This is a genomic window from Catenulispora pinistramenti (genome assembly GCF_018274385.1).
Classification (GTDB): domain Bacteria; phylum Actinomycetota; class Actinomycetes; order Streptomycetales; family Catenulisporaceae; genus Catenulispora; species Catenulispora pinistramenti.
Genome location: NZ_JAAFYZ010000069.1, coordinates 28,291 through 43,189, shown reverse-complemented (window position 1 = coordinate 43,189; position 14,899 = coordinate 28,291). Strand labels below are relative to the sequence as shown.

The following is a 14,899-nucleotide window of genomic DNA, read 5'->3' as shown; positions in this document are numbered from 1 at the left end:
ACTCCCGACAGGTCTCCCACACATCCGCCCCGACCAGCTCACCAGTCCACTCACCCTGCATAACAGCAGTCTGACCCCACCGGAGAACCGACGAGGTCAGAACGCATGATTTTCATGAGTCTTCTAGATGATTGATTCCTGGGGGTTCCGGCATATGGAACCGCCGCTGACACGTGAAATTGCGAAACGGCTCAGCAGCAAGCATGGGCGACCCGGACGGCCTCCCTCAGCCTGGTTGGCTTCGGGTGGCCGGCCGGGGCGGTCAGGCGCCGCTGATCAGTCGTTTCGCGCCGGTACCCCCAGGAATCAATCATCTAGTTCGCGCGCCCGAACAGCCGCCCGGCGATGTCGATCCCGACGACCGCGCCGCTCTCGTCCCGGGTGAAGAACCCGCGCTGCCCCTTGAGCCCGCCCTCGGTGATGATGTAGTCGTCACCGTCCTGGCCGAGGAACCCCATCGCCGCGGCCGGGTAGTCCTGCGGCATGTCGGTCTCGGAGGCGGCGCGGATCTCCGGCTTGATGCCGACCGCGAGGGCCAGGCGCTCGCCGTCGTCGAGCACATCCAGGTTCATCGCGTCGATCTCGTAGCGGCCGACGACGTCGCCGTTGCGCCGCGGGTCGTAGGCCACCGGCTCCGGGTCCTGCTCGGCCACGCCGACGAAGTGCTCCAGCGCCCACTTCACAATATCCTGATTCAGCTGGTAGCCCTCGGGCGCGCAGTTGCTCAGCACCACCACCGCGAAGCCGTGTTCGGGCACCATCAGCACCTCGGCGAACTGACCGTTGCCGCTGCCGCCGTGCCCGAAGGCGCGGACGCCGCCGATCTCCTTGAGGAACCAGCCGAAACCGAACGCGTCGCCGAGCGTGGAGCCGCGCACCTCGGACTTCGGCTCCTGCATCGAGCGGCGGTCCTGGACTGACAGCACCTCGTTGTCGGCCGCGGTGTCCTGCCCGAGGTGGAACCGGGCCCAGCGCAGCAGGTCCCGGGTGCAGGACGCGGCGCCGCCGCCGGGGTTGTTGCCGTGCGTGCCGGCCGGGTAGGACTTCCACGGCGTGGCGGTGTGCAGAGCGCCCTGCGCGTCCCGGTTGTGGCCGACGGCGAACTTCCGGGTCATGACGTCATCGAGGTCGAAGACGGTGTCGGCCAGGCCCAGCGGGGCGAGCACCAGCTCGGCCACGGCCCGCTCGTAGGGCTGCCCGGTGACCTTCTCGATCACCCGGCCCAGCAGGTTGTATCCGGCCTGGCTGTAGGAGGCGCGGGAGCCGGGCTCGCCGATCAACGGCAGCGCCTCCAGCTTCGCCACGAACGCCGCCAGCGTGCCGTCGCCGTGGGCGGTGTCGGCAGAGGAACCGGTGTCGATCAGGTTCCACTCCAGGCCGCCGGTGTGGTCCAGCAGGTTCCGGACGGTGAGCCGCGCCGCGTGCGCCTCGTCGGCCAGCTTCAGCTCCGGGACGTAGGTCCGCACCGTCGCCGCGAAGTCGACCTTGCCCTCGGCGGCCAGCCGCATCAGGGCGGTCGCGGTGAAGGACTTGGTCGCCGAGGCGATGTGGAACAGCGTGTGCTGGTCGATCGGGACCGGGTTGGCGGCGGTGGCCACGCCGTGCGCGGTGCACAGCTCCGTGCCCTCGAACAGCACCCCGACGCTCACCCCGGGCACGTCGTACGCCTTCGCCGCCTCGGCGACGAACGCGGCCAGCTCCTGCGCGATCTCCTGCTTGTTCTGCTCGCCCTGCTGCGCGGTCATCTCGATCTCCCCTTGCCGAGTAACTTGCACTTAGTTCAAGTGGAACGGTAGCCCGTACTTGAACTAAGTGCAAGTACACTGGACGCCATGCCCCGGAACACGCTCACCGCGGACCAGATCGTCCAGGCGGCCATCGCCCACCTCGATGAGGAGGGCCTGGACGGCCTCACCATGCGCGCCCTCGGCAAACGCCTGGACGTCGCCGCGACCGCCGTCTACTGGCACATCAAGACCAAGGACGAGCTGGTCCGGCTGGCCGCCGACGCGGCCTGGGCCGAGGTGGAGCTCCCGGACCCGGCGCGGGTCGGCTGGCGCGCGGCCGCCGTCCGCACCGCGACCAGCTCACACGCGATGTTCACCCGCCACCCCTGGATGGGCCAGGCCTTCGGCGGCTACCTGCTCTACGGCCCCGGCAAGTCCCGCCACGACGACCACCTGCTCGCGGTCTACGAGGCCGCGGGCTTCGCCCCCGCCGACGCCGACCGGGCTGCCGCGGCCGTGTTCACCTACGTGCTGGGCAACGCCCTGGCCCCGGCGGCGATGGTGGCCCTGAACCGCCGGCTCGCGATCGGCGGCGAGGACGCGGCGCGGGCGTTCGCGGAGGCGCAGGAGAACTCCGTGGCGATCGCCCGTACCTTTCCCCGGCTGCGCGAGCGGATCGACAGCCCGGCCGCGTCCTACGCCGGGACCCCGGAGGACAGCTTCGAGCTGGGGCTCACCGGGATGCTGGACGGGTTCCAGGCGCGGTTGGCGGCCGGGGCGGAGCGCTAGGGGCTTGAGCGGCTTGAGCGGCTTGAGTGGCTTGAGCGGTCGGAGCAATTGGAGCAATGAAAAACGGGCCCCGAGAAGGGGCCCGTTCGGCTTGGAAAGTCCGTCGCCGGACTATCACGTGCGCCTGTCACATCCGCGGATGGATCGACGGTCGCGCAGGCTCCGCCGACGTCGAGCTCCCGTTGTCCGGCTTCTCGGCCGCGGTGGTGTCCGCCTGCGGCGGCTGCTGCGGCTGCGGGGCGTCCCCGGCCGGGGCGGGCGGCGCCGCGAACACCTTGCGGCCCTGGACGATCCGCTGGACCAGGAAGCCCAGGCCCAGGGTCACCAGGCCGAAGACCGCGTCCAGGACGTAGTGGTTCGCGGTGCCGATGATGACCGCGAAGGTGCACAGCGGGTAGGCGATGCCTAGCGCCTTGACCCACTTGCGCTGCGCCAGGTGCGCGATGACCAGCGCGCACCAGGTGGACCAGCCGATGTGCAGCGAGGGCATGGCCGCGTACTCGTTCGTCGACGAGCCCAGGCCCGCGACCCCGTCGGAGGTCGACGCCGGCTGGCCCCAGGGGTTGAGCAGCTTGAACGTGTCGACGAAGTTGCCGCCCTGCAGCAGCCGCGGCGGGGCCAGGGAGTAGAAGTAGAAGCCGAACAGCGCGATCAGCGTCATCGCGATCATCACGGTGCGCACCGCGCGATAGCGGTCCGGGAACTTGAAGTACACCCAGACCAGCAGCACGATCGGCACGATGAAGTGCAGGGTGGCGTAGTAGACGTTCATCGAGAACGCCAGCCAGCGCACGCTGTACACCCAGTGGTTGAAGGTGTGCTCGAAGTTCAGCCCGAGGTAGTGCTCCAGGTGCAGGATGTCGTGCCCGCGCTGCTGGGCCGCGGTCGCGTGGGACGGGGCGGCCAGCCGGGTCAGGGTATAGAGGTAGTACCCGAGCGCGATGAGCGCGATCTCCAGCCAGAGCTTGGGCCGGTTGGTCGGGCGGAACCGCTGGGGCAGGATCGGCCCCGGGATCCAGCTTCGGCGCTTTCGGCCCGTCTCGGTCCCGGCGCTGTCTTCGGGGCCCGTCGGTCCGACCGGCCCGCGCTGCGTCGTAGCCTCGGCGGTGCTTTCCAGCGGCTGTGTCGTCGTCACGAGTTCACCCCCATGACAAGCAAGTCTGCCAGGGTACGTGGCGTGGACGCGTCATACCCCGGGTCCACATTCCGCATCACTCCATGGTAGGGCTTTGGTCGTGGTCTGCGGCCGTCCCGCCGTAAGGGTCGCCCCGGCGGAGTACGCCAGCCTATCCGGATCCGCTGTTTCCCGCGCGTCCCATGGCAGGTCATCTCCAGCCGGTACGCTCCGCGCCAAGCGTCACCGCACCCGGTCAGATGGGGCGCGACGTGATGAATCAGACACGCGAGGAGCCACCCCATGCCCGTCCCCGTGTACGTCCCCGCGAACGGCGGTCGCTGCGACCACCTCGAGCAGCCGCGGCCCGGTGAGCCGCCCCGAGTCGGCGAAACCGCCGCCGCGGACGAGTGCCGGGCCTGCCGCGCGGTCGGCGGTCGCTGGCTGCACCTGCGCGAATGCCTGGTCTGCGGCCATGTGGGTTGCTGCGACAACTCCCAGAACCGGCACGCGACCGCGCACTGGCGCGCCACCGGCCACCCGCTGATCCGCTCCCTGGAGCCCGGCGAGGTCTGGGCCTGGTGTTACCCGGACGAGGCCATGCTGCTGCCCGCCGACTGCTCCTGAGCAGGCGTCCCGCACCCCAGGGCGGCCCGCGGCCACCGGAGTGCTCCGGTGGCCCGGGCCGATGCCCCGGCTTAGCGTGAGGACACGGCAGCCGTTCCCCCGCGGCTCCGGCAGGCAAGGAGTTGAAAACGCATGGCGAAGAACAGCCCGGCCAAGGGGCAACACGGACTCGGTGCACGCGGCCAGGGGAAGCTCCTCTACTTCCACACGCGTGTCACCTACGCGATCCGCCACTCCAAGGAACAGCTGCTCCGGAAGTACCGCAAACAACCTGAGTACCGGCAGGCGAACGGGCACTGGGCGGGAACCCGGTAGACCGGGGCTTGATCTGTATAGCCGAATACCCAAGGTAGCCAAATACCTGAGCTGAACTACGCGCTCCTGGCTGTGGTCGTGACGACCTGCCAGGGGCGCATATTGATGCTGTGGCTGTCATAGGCAGTGCTGATCGTGGCCGTGGTCGGTTCCGGGGTGAGCGCCACCAGCCGCAGCTCCGGGTCTTCGCCGCCGACGTCGCGGCAACTGCTCAACACCACGCCACGGCCACCGATCTCGAGTCCGCCGCCCGGAATCCGCGGGACGTTGTCCGGATCCTGATTCCGTCCAGTGTCCTGATTCCGTCCAGCGAGGGACGTCAGCGGATGGCGGTAGCGCTCGGCGGCGTCGAGCAGGCCCGACTCGTGCCACTCGCCGGCGTAGAGATACAGGCCCAGCTCCACGGTGCGCATCCCGTGGACCTGCGCACCCGGGGTGGCCAGCTGCGGCCCGGCCGGCTCCGCGCGCCAGCCGTTGTCGTTGCGCGAGAGCATGCCGACGGAACGCAGGAGGGTCAGCGCGAGGGTGCGGCCGTCATCGACGAGCTCGTATTCACTGACGTGGTCCAGCAGCACGGCCAAGCCGCCGGCCGCGACCCAGCCATAGGCCGGGAACGTCGGCACGGGGCGTTCGCCGAAGCCGCCCTCGGCGTGCGGCCCGCGGTCCACGACGGCGAACTGGCCCTCGGCGTGCGAGCGCGTGGCCGGGCGGGGGAGCGGAAGGTGCACGCGGACGCGGTGGTCGTCGGTCTTGTTGTCGAAGGCGATGGTCAGCCGGACGAACGGTTCGCCGTGGCGCAGTTCGATGCCGGTGGTGACTTCGGTGGTGTGGGTGGCGTCGGCCCGGGCGGTGGGTTCGCCCGCGACCGGCCACTCGAACCAGCGTGCTGATTCAAGCGCGCCGGTGAGCGGCCCGCTCCAACACACCCGGTTCCAGATCTCGTCCGGCGAGACCACGAGCCGGTCATGCTTCGGCGGCGCGTAGTTGTACTCGTCACCGAGATCGCCGCCGTCCACGATCAGGCCGAGCCCGGCGGCGTGCGTGCCGTCGGCGGCGAGGACGTCCAACAAGCCGTCAGGGCGCAGCGCCACGTGCACCAGGCCGTTGTCGAGGTCCGACACGGCACGTCGGCCGGCGGCGATGTTCTTCGGCGTGGGGCGCGGCGCGCTCTCGTCTTCCGGCGCGGTCACGACCGCGGCGAGCGCGAGCGGGCCGACGTCGACGAGCGCGGCGACTATGGCCCGCGGCCGTGTACGCACCTTGATACACCACGACCCGGCGGCGTTCGCTGCCGCCTCGGCGCGGACCTGCGCGACGTCGAAGACCAGCTCGGAGCCCGGCGCCAGCTCGAAGGCGATGGTCGCCGCGACCGGATCGACACGCCACGCGGCGATCTGGTGCCCGTAGAGCTCGCGGCCGTGAATCTTGCGCAGGAACAGGTCGAGCTCCGCCTGCGCGACGATCTCGTCGGCGAAGGTCTCCTCGACAGTCTCAAGAACCTGATGCGACACAGACCCACCCGACACGGTCCTCAACGCGCGGCCGGCGGGAACGTCGAGCCTCACGACCTCGGTACGACGCCACGGCGAGGGGTTGAAGAGCAGATGGCCGCCCCCGGGAACGCTTTCCGCGATCGCCCCGAGCACGAGATCGACCACCCCGCGCCCGAGATCATCGGCCTCGGCGATCCGCGCCGCGACCTGATCGGCGGTGGCATCGACACCGCACCCGGTCACACTGTCATGACAGGAGGAATCGACCAGCCGCCGCCACGCCAGATCAAGGAACGGCTGGCACGCCGCACGAGCGCCATACAGCGCCGCGAGCGGCTCGGCATAGCGCTCGACCAGGCGCTCGGCGCGGCTGAGGGCCTGCTTGAGGCCGATGCGCGAGGACAGGACGCCGGGGAGGATGTTGGCCCGGGCGTGGCTGCGGAGTTCGCCCTGGATGATTTGGGAACCAGAACCAGAACCAGAACCAGAACCAGAACCAGAACCAGAACCAGAACCAGAACCAGAACCAGAACCAGAACCAGAACCAGAACCAGAACCAGAACCAGAACCAGCAGCAGTCGCGGCTCCAGCCGCAGTGCCTGACTCAGCGCCAGAGCCAGAGCCAGCAGCAGCTCCAGCCTCGGCGACAGCGCCTGCGCCTGCGCCTGCGCCAGAGCCAGAGCCAGACCCAGAGCCAGACCCAGAGCCAGTGTCCGACCCAGCGCCGGCCACACCAAAGAAGCCAGCGAGCGTGTCCAGCCTGATCCGTGTGGCCCCATCCCGCCCGGAGGCCGCCGCCACCAGGTCCGCGAGTCCGTCCACCGGGGCCGAGTGGTCCGTTCCGTACATCCCGAGCAGTGTGCCGGTTGGTTGCCAGTGTCGCAGGGCTCGCACATGCTCCTCGGCCCGTTCGCGCACGATCGCGGGGTCGGGTTCGGTGAACACGGCCGCCGCGCCGCCGTAGCCGCCTTCCGGGAGGTAGCGCGTGTGGAGTGCGGTGCCGTCTGGTGCGGTCCACCAGAACTCCGTTGTGTGCACCGCCTCCGGTACCCCGCGGTAGACGCATGCGTGCTCGATTCCCGCGAGGCTCAAGATCTGCGGGAGTTGGGCCGCGTGGCCGAACTGGTCGGGCAGGTAGCCGATGCGCATCGCGCCGCCGAGGGCGTCTGCTCGGGCTAGGCCGATCTCCAGGTTGCGGAGAAGGTTCTCCCCTGAGCACAGGAATGAGTCCGCGAGTACGCGCCACGGGCCAAGTGCCAGCTGGCCGCGGCTGGTCAGGGTGCGGACCAGTGGCTCCTGTTCGGGGCGGATCTCCAGGTAGTCGTCGATCGCCGCGGTCTGGCCGTCGAGGGTGAAGCGGGCGCGGGGGTCGGCGGCGAGTTGGGCCAGGAGCCGGTCCAGGACGGTGACCAGGCGGAGGCGGAAGCGCTGGAAGGGTTGGTACCACTCGCGGTCCCAGTGCGTGTGCGGGACGACGACCAGCTCGTTCATGCGGTCCTGCCCAGGGCGCGCAGGACGTTCAGCGCCGTCCGGATGTCCGCGGTGCCCTCGGCGACGCCGCTCAGCGGTGCGGTGCCGGCGGTGACGAGGGCGTGGAAGGCCAGTAGCTCGCGTTCGAAGCCTGATTTGGCGCCGAAGAAGTAGGGGTTGCCGAACGCCAGGTAGTGGGTGTCGGTCTCGGTGTGCACGCGGACGGTTTCCTCGTAATCGAGATGGTCGGGCAGGAAGTGCCAGCGCACGCTGTAACGGCCGTGGGGGAGCGGCCCGGAGAACTCCAGCGAGCCCGGCTCGTCGCCCCGTGCGCCCCACGACGCCGCGAAGTCGACATCGAGTTCCGCGACACCGGCCAGCAGCCGGATCAGCGCCACGTCGTGGCACGCGCTGTCGAGCACGGCGCGGTACTCCCAGTGCGCGCGCGGCCCGCGGTGCGTGGGCGGGGGAGCGGCGACGGGAGTCCAGTCGGTCGCCGGGAAGCTCTCCGGCGGATGCAGGACGTTGACATCGATGTGCCGCACGGTCGCCGGATCGAGCGAGTCGACGGCCTCGGTGACGTTGGAGTCGTACTGCTTCATGTAGCCGAGCATCAGGCGCTCGCCGGTCGCAGCCCCGGCCCCGGCCCCGACTCCGGCTCCAGCCACTAGCGCGGCCTCCTCGATCGTGTGCGCGAGCGGCTTCTCGCAGAAGACGGCATACCCGCGCTTCAACGCCTCGGCGGCCAGCGACGCGTGCGACCCGGAGGTCAGCAACAGCACCGCGTCGAACTCGCCATGCTCCAACGTGCTCTGCGCATCGGTGAACACGCCGGAGTCGGGGATGCCGAGGCCGCGTGCGAGGTCGGCGGCGTAGCCGGGGGCGGAATCGCAGAGAGCTGTGATCCGGAAGTGTTGATCCAGGGCGGTGAGCAGCGGCAGATGCACATGGCGCGCCACGTGGCCCAGCCCGACGACGCCCACCCGGACGACCGCGTCGGAATTCGCTATCCCGCCACTCATCAAACCCCCAACCCGGCCAGCACCGCCCGGTTGTGCCGCATATCCCCGATGATCCGCCCCAGATCCTGCCCGCCGTCCGGCACGTCCTGCTCCACGACGATCCACCCCTCGTACGCCAGCGCCCGCAACGCGTCGAGGAACGCCGCCAGGTCCAGCCGCCCCGCGCCGAGCCGGCAGAACGTCCCGTCGGCCAGCGCGTCCTTCACATGCACGTGCCGCACCCGGTGCCCCCATCGGGCCAGCGTCGCCAGCGGATCCCCGCCCGCCGCCAGCAGGTGCCCGGTGTCCAGGCACAGCTCCAGCTCCGTCAGCTCCAGCAGCCGGTCGATGTCGTCCGGGGTCTCGATGCTGGTGTCCAGGTGGTGGTGGAACACCGGTTCCAGGCCGTGGTCGCGGCAGCGGGAGGCGGCCCGGTAGGCCTGCCGGACCAGCAGACCCCACCCGGCCGCGTCCAACGGTCCCGACGGCGGGCATGCCAGGGTCGGCTTCGGCGCGAAGCTGCTCATGTCCGGGTAGCGGTTGCGGCTGTGCAGCAGCCACGCGGTGTCTTCGAGGGCTGACAAGTCCTCGGCGAAGCCCTCCTGCTGCCCGAACCGCAAGTCGTGCCAGCCGCCGGCCAGCGCCGGACAGGAGTCGGTCGGCACCTCCTCCAGATACCCGCGCGGTCCCAGATCAGTGCCCGCATACCCGCAGTCCACAGCGATCCGCGCGTACTCCGCGGCGCTGATGAACGGCTCCCGGGCCGAGTAGATCCCGAAGTTGACCGGTGCGGTCGCCACCTTCACCGGCCAGGCCGACTCTCGCGCCGGCGGCTCCGTCACGCGCACAGTGCCATCACCTCGTTGCGCCAGGTCTCCAACCGGTACATGCCCGATTGCGACGCCGGGAACGACTGCCGTCCCGAACTGTCGGCGCGCACCACCACCCGGGTCTCGTCCGGGCGGACCAGGATCAGGCCGTCGGCGTCGATCGTCGTCACCTGGTCCCCGCAGCGCAGGACCAGCGGTCCGGTGCGGGTGGCCGAGATCGCGGTGTGGCCGGCGGCGATGCCGGCCAGCAGGGCCGCGGTGGTGCACTCCTCGGCCAGCACCCACGTGATCGGCTCGCCGAGCGAGGCCGGGGTGCCGTCGGGCTCGTGGAAGTCGCTGCCGCCGACCGGGATGATCGCGGCCGGATGCCGCCGGATCCAGGCCAGCGGCCAGCCCCAGGTCCGGTCGAACCAGGACCAGTGCCAGACCTCCGCGATCGAGGGCTGGGTGGTCAGGTGGTGCCGCCACGCGCAGTCCCCGGCCAGCGGATGGTTCACCGAGAACAGCGCGCCGGCCTTCTCCGCCTGCTTCATCCACTGCGAGGCCGGGCGCCGGAAGTCGATCCACTCCGGCGAGCCCCACACGTTGGCGTGCCCGAGATCGGTCGTGACCTCCTGCCCCGGGATCAGCGTCACGCCGCTTCGGGCCGACTGCTTCTCGAGGTAGGGGTAGTGGCTGATCGTGTTGTGGTCGGTGACCGCGAGGAAGTCCAGGCCCACGGTCGCCGCCAGCTCGGCCAGCGCGCGGATGCTCAGCGTGCCGTCGCTGTGCTCGGTGTGGGCGTGCAGGTCTCCGGCGTACCAGCGGGCGCCGTCGACGGTCGGCAGCTCGCGGGCCGGCGGTCGCTCCAGGAGTCGTACGTGGTGGTATCCGAGGTCGCGGGCGACCTTGGTGGTCTGGTCGCTGAACGTGATCTCCAGCGAGTACCGGACGCCCTCCGGCGGAACCCGGTGCAGCCCCAGCCACACGTGCCACACCCCGGGCAGGATCTCCCCGGGCAGATACCCGGGCGTCGCCCGCCCGGGCCCGACCTCGAACTCCTGCCGCGCCCCGCCGGACCATCCGCGGAAGCCCTCGGGGCCGGCGCACCCGAGGTCCAGGACGGCGCCGGCGGACCGGTCGTAGTCCAGCCGGACCTGGATGAGCGAGGTGCCGGCCGGCACCTCGAACGGGACCGGCCGCAGCTGCTGCCGCAGCCGGTCCTCCAGCCACCACACGCCGTCCAGCCGCATCAGCCCACCAACTCCCCATCCGCGTAGAGCAGGGTCCGGTCTGCGCGGGGCAGTGCCCACACAGTGGCTCGGGGTTCCGGCTCGTCCTCCTCGGCCACCACGACCTGCACGGCGGTCCCGGAGACGTCCAGGGTGAGCAGGAGCGAGCTGCCCAGGTTCTCGGCGACCTCTACCGTGCCCCGAAACGCCCCGTCGAGCGGATCCGGCGATACGCGGAAGTACTCCGGGCGCGCGCCAAGGACCACCGCGGCGCGTTCGGCCAGGCGCTCCCCGGTCCCGTCAGGTGGCGCGATCTCGGAATCTGCGACCAGAACGCGTCCGTCACGGACGACCCCCTCCAGCAAGTTCATCGGCGTGGAGCCGATGAAAGAAGCCACAAACGTGTTCGCCGGCCTGCGGTACACCTCACGAGGCGTGCCGAGCTGGCGGATACGGCCGGACTGCATGACCGCGATGCGGTCCGCGAGCGCCAGCGCCTCGGCCTGGTCGTGGGTGACGAAGACCGTGGTGACGGCGAGTTCGCGTTGCAGTCGCTTGAGGAACGTCCGCGCCTCGAGCCTGAGACGAGCATCAAGGTTCGACAGGGGTTCGTCAAAGAGAAAAACGGACGGCTTGGCCGCGGTGGCGCGGGCCAGGGCCACTCGCTGCTGCTGCCCGCCGGACAAAGCCTCCGGTCTGCGGTCCAGAAGTCCCACGGTGGTGTCGGTGCCGGTGAGCCCGAGATCGGCGGCCGCGGCCAGAACGGCTTCCCGTTGTTGGGCTTTCGGCACCCCTCGTACCCGTAGCGGATACGCGATGTTCTCCGTCACGGTCATGTGCGGGAAGAGGGCATAGTCCTGGAACACCATGGCCACGCCCCGCTTGCCCGCCGGCGTGCGGGTCATGTCCGCCTCGCCGATGTACACGGCGCCGCTGCTCGGCGTCTCCAGCCCGGCCAGCGTCCGCAACAGCGTGGTCTTCCCGCAGCCGGACGGGCCCAGCAGCGCGAAGAACTCCCCGTCCTCGATCGTCAGGGTCAGCGCGTCCAGCGCGGTGACGCCGCCGCCGGCGTCGGCGAACGTCTTCGTCAGGTCGGCGGTTCTTATCTGTGTCATCTACGAAACCCTTGCCATTAAGAGCGCTCCTCCTACCGCTTGATCCCGCCGTGGAACCGGAAACCGTAGCGATGGCTGACGAACAGGTACAAAAGAACCACCGGGATCGAGTAAAGCAGAGAGAAGGCCGAGATCAGCGCCAGGTCGGGCTGGCCGCCTTCGGTGTAGAAGGTGTAGAGCACCACCGAGGCTGGGTACTTGTCTGGGTTCCGGATCAGGATGTACGGGATCAGGAAGTTGCTCCAGACGTTGACCACGGCCCAGACCGTCACCGTGGCCAGCCCGGGACGGATCATCGGCAGCACGATGTGCCGCATGATCTGGAACGGCGAGGCGCCGAACACCCGTGCCGACTCCTCGTAGGAGCGCGGCATGTTGTCCGTGAAGTCTTTCAGGATGAAGATGGCCGCCGGGAGCAGGCCGCCGGTGAAGACCAGGATCACCCCGACCCGGGAGTCGATCAGGTGCAGTTTGAAGGCCAGCTCGAACAGCGGCACCATCGCGGCCGTGCCGGTCACGATCGAGGACAGCAGCAGCAGCGCGTAGAGGATCCCGTTGCGGCCGGGGATGCGCACCCGGCTCAGCGCGTACGCCGCCGCCGCTGCGAACCCCACTGTCAGCAGAGCCGTACCCCCTGCCAGCAGTAGAGAGTTCCACAGCGACGGCAGCGCATACGGATCCTTCAGCAGGACCGAGAAGTTGTGAAGAGTAAACGAGCTGATGCTGACGTCCAACGTGGGGTGCGCGTTGAAGGGCGTCGAGGCCAGCCACAACATCGGCAGCGCGAAGAAACCGAGCAGCACCGACAGGAACGTGTAGCGGCCGATCTTCGCCAGGACCGCGCGGACGGTGGGATCCTTCACGGCGCCACCCGTTCCGGCTTCCGCCCGCCCCGCCGCTCCCGCAGCAGTCTCAGGTACACCAGCGCCACCACGAGGTTGATCAGCAGCATCAGCAGCGAGATCGCGGCCCCCAGGCCCATCTGCCCGTCGAACAGCGCGGTCTGGTAGATGTACACCGGCAGGATCTCCGACTTGCCGTCCGGGCCGCCGGCGGTGATCTGGTACGGCGTGAAGTCGTTGAACGTCCACAGCGAGATCAGCAGCAGGTTGGTCAGGATGTGCCCGCGGATGTGCGGGAACACCACGTCGCGCAGCTGCTGCCAGGAGTTCGCGCCGAACATCCGGGCCGTGGCCAGCTGCGACGGCGGCACGCCGGTGAGCGCGGCGCTGTAGAGCAGCATCGAGAACGCCGTGCCGCGCCAGATGTTGAAGACCACGATGACGGCCATCGGGTGCTCGATCGCCCACGCCGTGCCCGGGGTGTTCAGCAGCGCGTTCAGCGTGCCGGAGCCGCGGTCCAGCATCGCCACCCACAGGAACGCCACCACGGAACTCGGCAGGATCCAGGCCAGCAGCACCAGCGCCTCGATCAGCCGCTTGAGCCAGCCCCGGGTGTCGCGCAGCATCCAGGCGATGACGAAGCCGAGCAGCGCCTGGCCGAGCACCGCCGAGAACAGCACGTACTCGACGGTCAGCCACAGCGAGTGGTGGAAGTCCGGGTCCTGGATGACGTTCGTGTAGTTCTGCAGGCCCACGCCGCGCGGATGGCGCGCGGCGAAACCGGTGAGCCGGTAGTCGGTCGTGCCCAGATACAGGGTCCACAGGGCCGGGAAGACCAGGAAGGCGGCGATGATCAGCAGGGCGGGCGCGGAGATCGCCGCCGCGCGCGCCCTGCCGAGCCCCGCGGGATCCTCGGTGTCAGTTCCCCGCGGCGATGCTGTCCGGGCCAACGAGCGCCTCCAACGCCTTCTCGTAGGCCGCCGCGGCATCGGCCGGGCTCTTGCCGCCGACCACGTCCGCGGTCGCCTTCTGCACCAGGCTCGACACGTCGTTGTACGCCGCCTGCGACGGCCGGAACGAGGTGATCGGCAGCACCTTGTCGGTGGCGAACTTCAGCATCGGGTCACTGGCCAGCACCTGCTGGTTGACGTCCGTGCGCGCGGTGAGCAGCGGCGCCCCGGCGATCCGGGAGACGGTCTCGGACTTGGAGTTCAGGAAGGCCAGGAAGTCCCACGCGGCCTGCGGGTACTTGGTCTTGGGGTTGATCGACCAGTCGGATCCGCCGGAGTAGGACACGAAACTCTGGCCCTTGATGCCCGAGCCGGCTGTCTGCGACGGGATCAGCGCGTAGCCGACATCGGTGTCGCGGTCGGCCATCGGCGCGGTGCCGCCGGCGGGGTTCACCACCGAGCGCCACATGTAGTCGGACTCTGCGTAGATGCCGATCTTGTTCGCGGCGAACTCGGCGAAGGACTCGTCGCGGCCCTTGGCGTCCTCCTGGAGTACCGGATCGCCGTAGCCGCCGCCGTAGATCTTCTGGTAGAAGCCGAGCGCCGCGGTGAACGCCGGGCCCGCCTTGACCCACTTCCCGTTGGCCCACAACGTGCCGTTCGCGCCGGCCAGCAGTGGCAGGAAGCCCTGCATCGTGGTGGCCTCCCCCATGGGGACGCCAGCGTCCCACTGCACCGGGGTGACGCCCGGCAGGGCCTTGAGTTTGGCGGCCGCGTCGTAGATGTCCTGCCAGCTGGCGGGCTGCCAGTCGGCCGGCAGTCCGGCCTGGGCGAACAGCTTCTTGTTGTAGAAGATGACGCGGGCGTCGGTGCCGTTCGGGACGCCGTAGCGCTGGCCCTGGTACTCGCCGAGGGCCTGGACCGCCTGCGTGATCTGGGACCAGCCGTCCCAGCTGTCGGCCTGGGACCCGGCCACCTGGTTCAGCGGCTTGAGGTAGCCGGCGTCGGCGAACTCGCCGACCCAGATGCCGTCCAGCGAGAAGACGTCGTCCCCGGTGCCGGACTGCAGGTCCAGCGCGAGTTTGGACTTGTAGGAGTTGTCGTCGACGCCGTTGGGGCGGAAGGTGACGTGGGCCGTGATCCCCTTGGCCGCCTCGGCCTTCACGAAGTCCGGGATCAGGGTCTTGGAGATCCAGTTCGCCTCGTTGCTGTTCTTGCCGCCGGCGATGTCGTTGGCGGTGATCACCAGCGTCGGGTTCTTCGGCTGGTTCGAGGAGTTCACGTCGGCCGGCTTGGAGCCGGACGAGGAACTGGAACAGCCGGCGAGAAGGGTCGCGGCCGTGACGCCGATCGCTATCAGGGCTCGAAGGTTTCTGGCAGGTGCCGAACGTGCTCCCATCGGTGCCTCCGCGGGT

13 protein-coding genes are annotated in these 14,899 nt (G+C 69.6%); 3 read left to right on the top strand and 10 right to left on the bottom strand.

Annotated elements, in window-relative coordinates:
* Positions 1-314 precede the first annotated feature (314 nt).
* A complete protein-coding gene (locus KGQ19_RS21010) occupies positions 315-1,745 on the bottom strand; it encodes a serine hydrolase domain-containing protein (protein WP_212010906.1) in 1,431 nt (476 codons plus the stop codon).
* Between the two features lie 87 nt (positions 1,746-1,832).
* Between KGQ19_RS21010 and KGQ19_RS21005 the strand changes: the two genes are divergently transcribed.
* Positions 1,833-2,516 carry a TetR/AcrR family transcriptional regulator gene (locus tag KGQ19_RS21005; RefSeq protein WP_212010905.1) on the top strand — a complete coding sequence of 228 codons (684 nt, stop codon included), beginning with the start codon at positions 1,833-1,835 and terminating at the stop codon, positions 2,514-2,516.
* Between the two features lie 127 nt (positions 2,517-2,643).
* On the opposite strand, the gene KGQ19_RS21000 is transcribed toward KGQ19_RS21005, so the two are convergent.
* Entirely contained in the window at positions 2,644-3,651 is a 1,008-nt protein-coding gene (locus KGQ19_RS21000) for a phosphatase PAP2 family protein (protein ID WP_212010904.1), read from the bottom strand.
* Between the two features lie 282 nt (positions 3,652-3,933).
* Here KGQ19_RS21000 and KGQ19_RS20995 point away from each other — a divergent pair, with 282 nt between their 5' ends.
* The gene (locus KGQ19_RS20995) at positions 3,934-4,257 is read left to right on the top strand and encodes a UBP-type zinc finger domain-containing protein (protein ID WP_212010903.1); all 324 of its coding nucleotides are present in this window, start codon (positions 3,934-3,936) and stop codon (positions 4,255-4,257) included.
* A 132-nt stretch (positions 4,258-4,389) separates the two neighbouring features.
* Positions 4,390-4,572, top strand: coding sequence for a hypothetical protein (locus KGQ19_RS20990; protein ID WP_194898566.1), 183 nt, complete (start codon positions 4,390-4,392; stop codon positions 4,570-4,572).
* 56 nt (positions 4,573-4,628) lie between these two features.
* On the opposite strand, the gene KGQ19_RS20985 is transcribed toward KGQ19_RS20990, so the two are convergent.
* The 8 genes from KGQ19_RS20985 to KGQ19_RS20950 are packed head-to-tail and all read right to left on the bottom strand — an operon-like array spanning position 4,629 to position 14,883.
* Complete coding sequence (locus KGQ19_RS20985) at positions 4,629-7,556, bottom strand: glycoside hydrolase family 38 N-terminal domain-containing protein (RefSeq protein ID WP_212010902.1); 2,928 nt, start codon at positions 7,554-7,556, stop codon at positions 4,629-4,631.
* Positions 7,553-8,557: a Gfo/Idh/MocA family protein gene (locus KGQ19_RS20980; RefSeq protein ID WP_212010901.1), complete on the bottom strand. Its 1,005-nt coding sequence runs from the start codon at positions 8,555-8,557 to the stop codon at positions 7,553-7,555. The genes KGQ19_RS20985 and KGQ19_RS20980 overlap by 4 nt, the downstream gene beginning before the upstream one ends.
* Entirely contained in the window at positions 8,557-9,384 is an 828-nt protein-coding gene (locus KGQ19_RS51980; RefSeq protein WP_212010900.1) for a TIM barrel protein, read from the bottom strand. The genes KGQ19_RS20980 and KGQ19_RS51980 overlap by 1 nt, the downstream gene beginning before the upstream one ends.
* On the bottom strand, positions 9,375-10,598 hold the full coding sequence (locus tag KGQ19_RS20970) for a CehA/McbA family metallohydrolase (RefSeq protein WP_212010899.1): 1,224 nt from the start codon (positions 10,596-10,598) through the stop codon (positions 9,375-9,377). Before KGQ19_RS20970 ends, KGQ19_RS51980 begins: the two co-directional genes overlap by 10 nt.
* Positions 10,598-11,692, bottom strand: coding sequence for an ABC transporter ATP-binding protein (locus tag KGQ19_RS20965; protein ID WP_212010898.1), 1,095 nt, complete (start codon positions 11,690-11,692; stop codon positions 10,598-10,600). The genes KGQ19_RS20970 and KGQ19_RS20965 overlap by 1 nt, the downstream gene beginning before the upstream one ends.
* A gap of 32 nt (positions 11,693-11,724) precedes the next feature.
* Complete coding sequence (locus KGQ19_RS20960; protein WP_194893567.1) at positions 11,725-12,555, bottom strand: carbohydrate ABC transporter permease; 831 nt, start codon at positions 12,553-12,555, stop codon at positions 11,725-11,727.
* Positions 12,552-13,484 (bottom strand): carbohydrate ABC transporter permease, encoded by a 933-nt coding sequence (locus KGQ19_RS20955; RefSeq protein ID WP_212010897.1) that lies wholly within the window; start codon positions 13,482-13,484, stop codon positions 12,552-12,554. Before KGQ19_RS20955 ends, KGQ19_RS20960 begins: the two co-directional genes overlap by 4 nt.
* Positions 13,453-14,883 (bottom strand): extracellular solute-binding protein, encoded by a 1,431-nt coding sequence (locus tag KGQ19_RS20950; protein ID WP_212010896.1) that lies wholly within the window; start codon positions 14,881-14,883, stop codon positions 13,453-13,455. The genes KGQ19_RS20955 and KGQ19_RS20950 overlap by 32 nt, the downstream gene beginning before the upstream one ends.
* Positions 14,884-14,899: the final 16 nt, after the last annotated feature.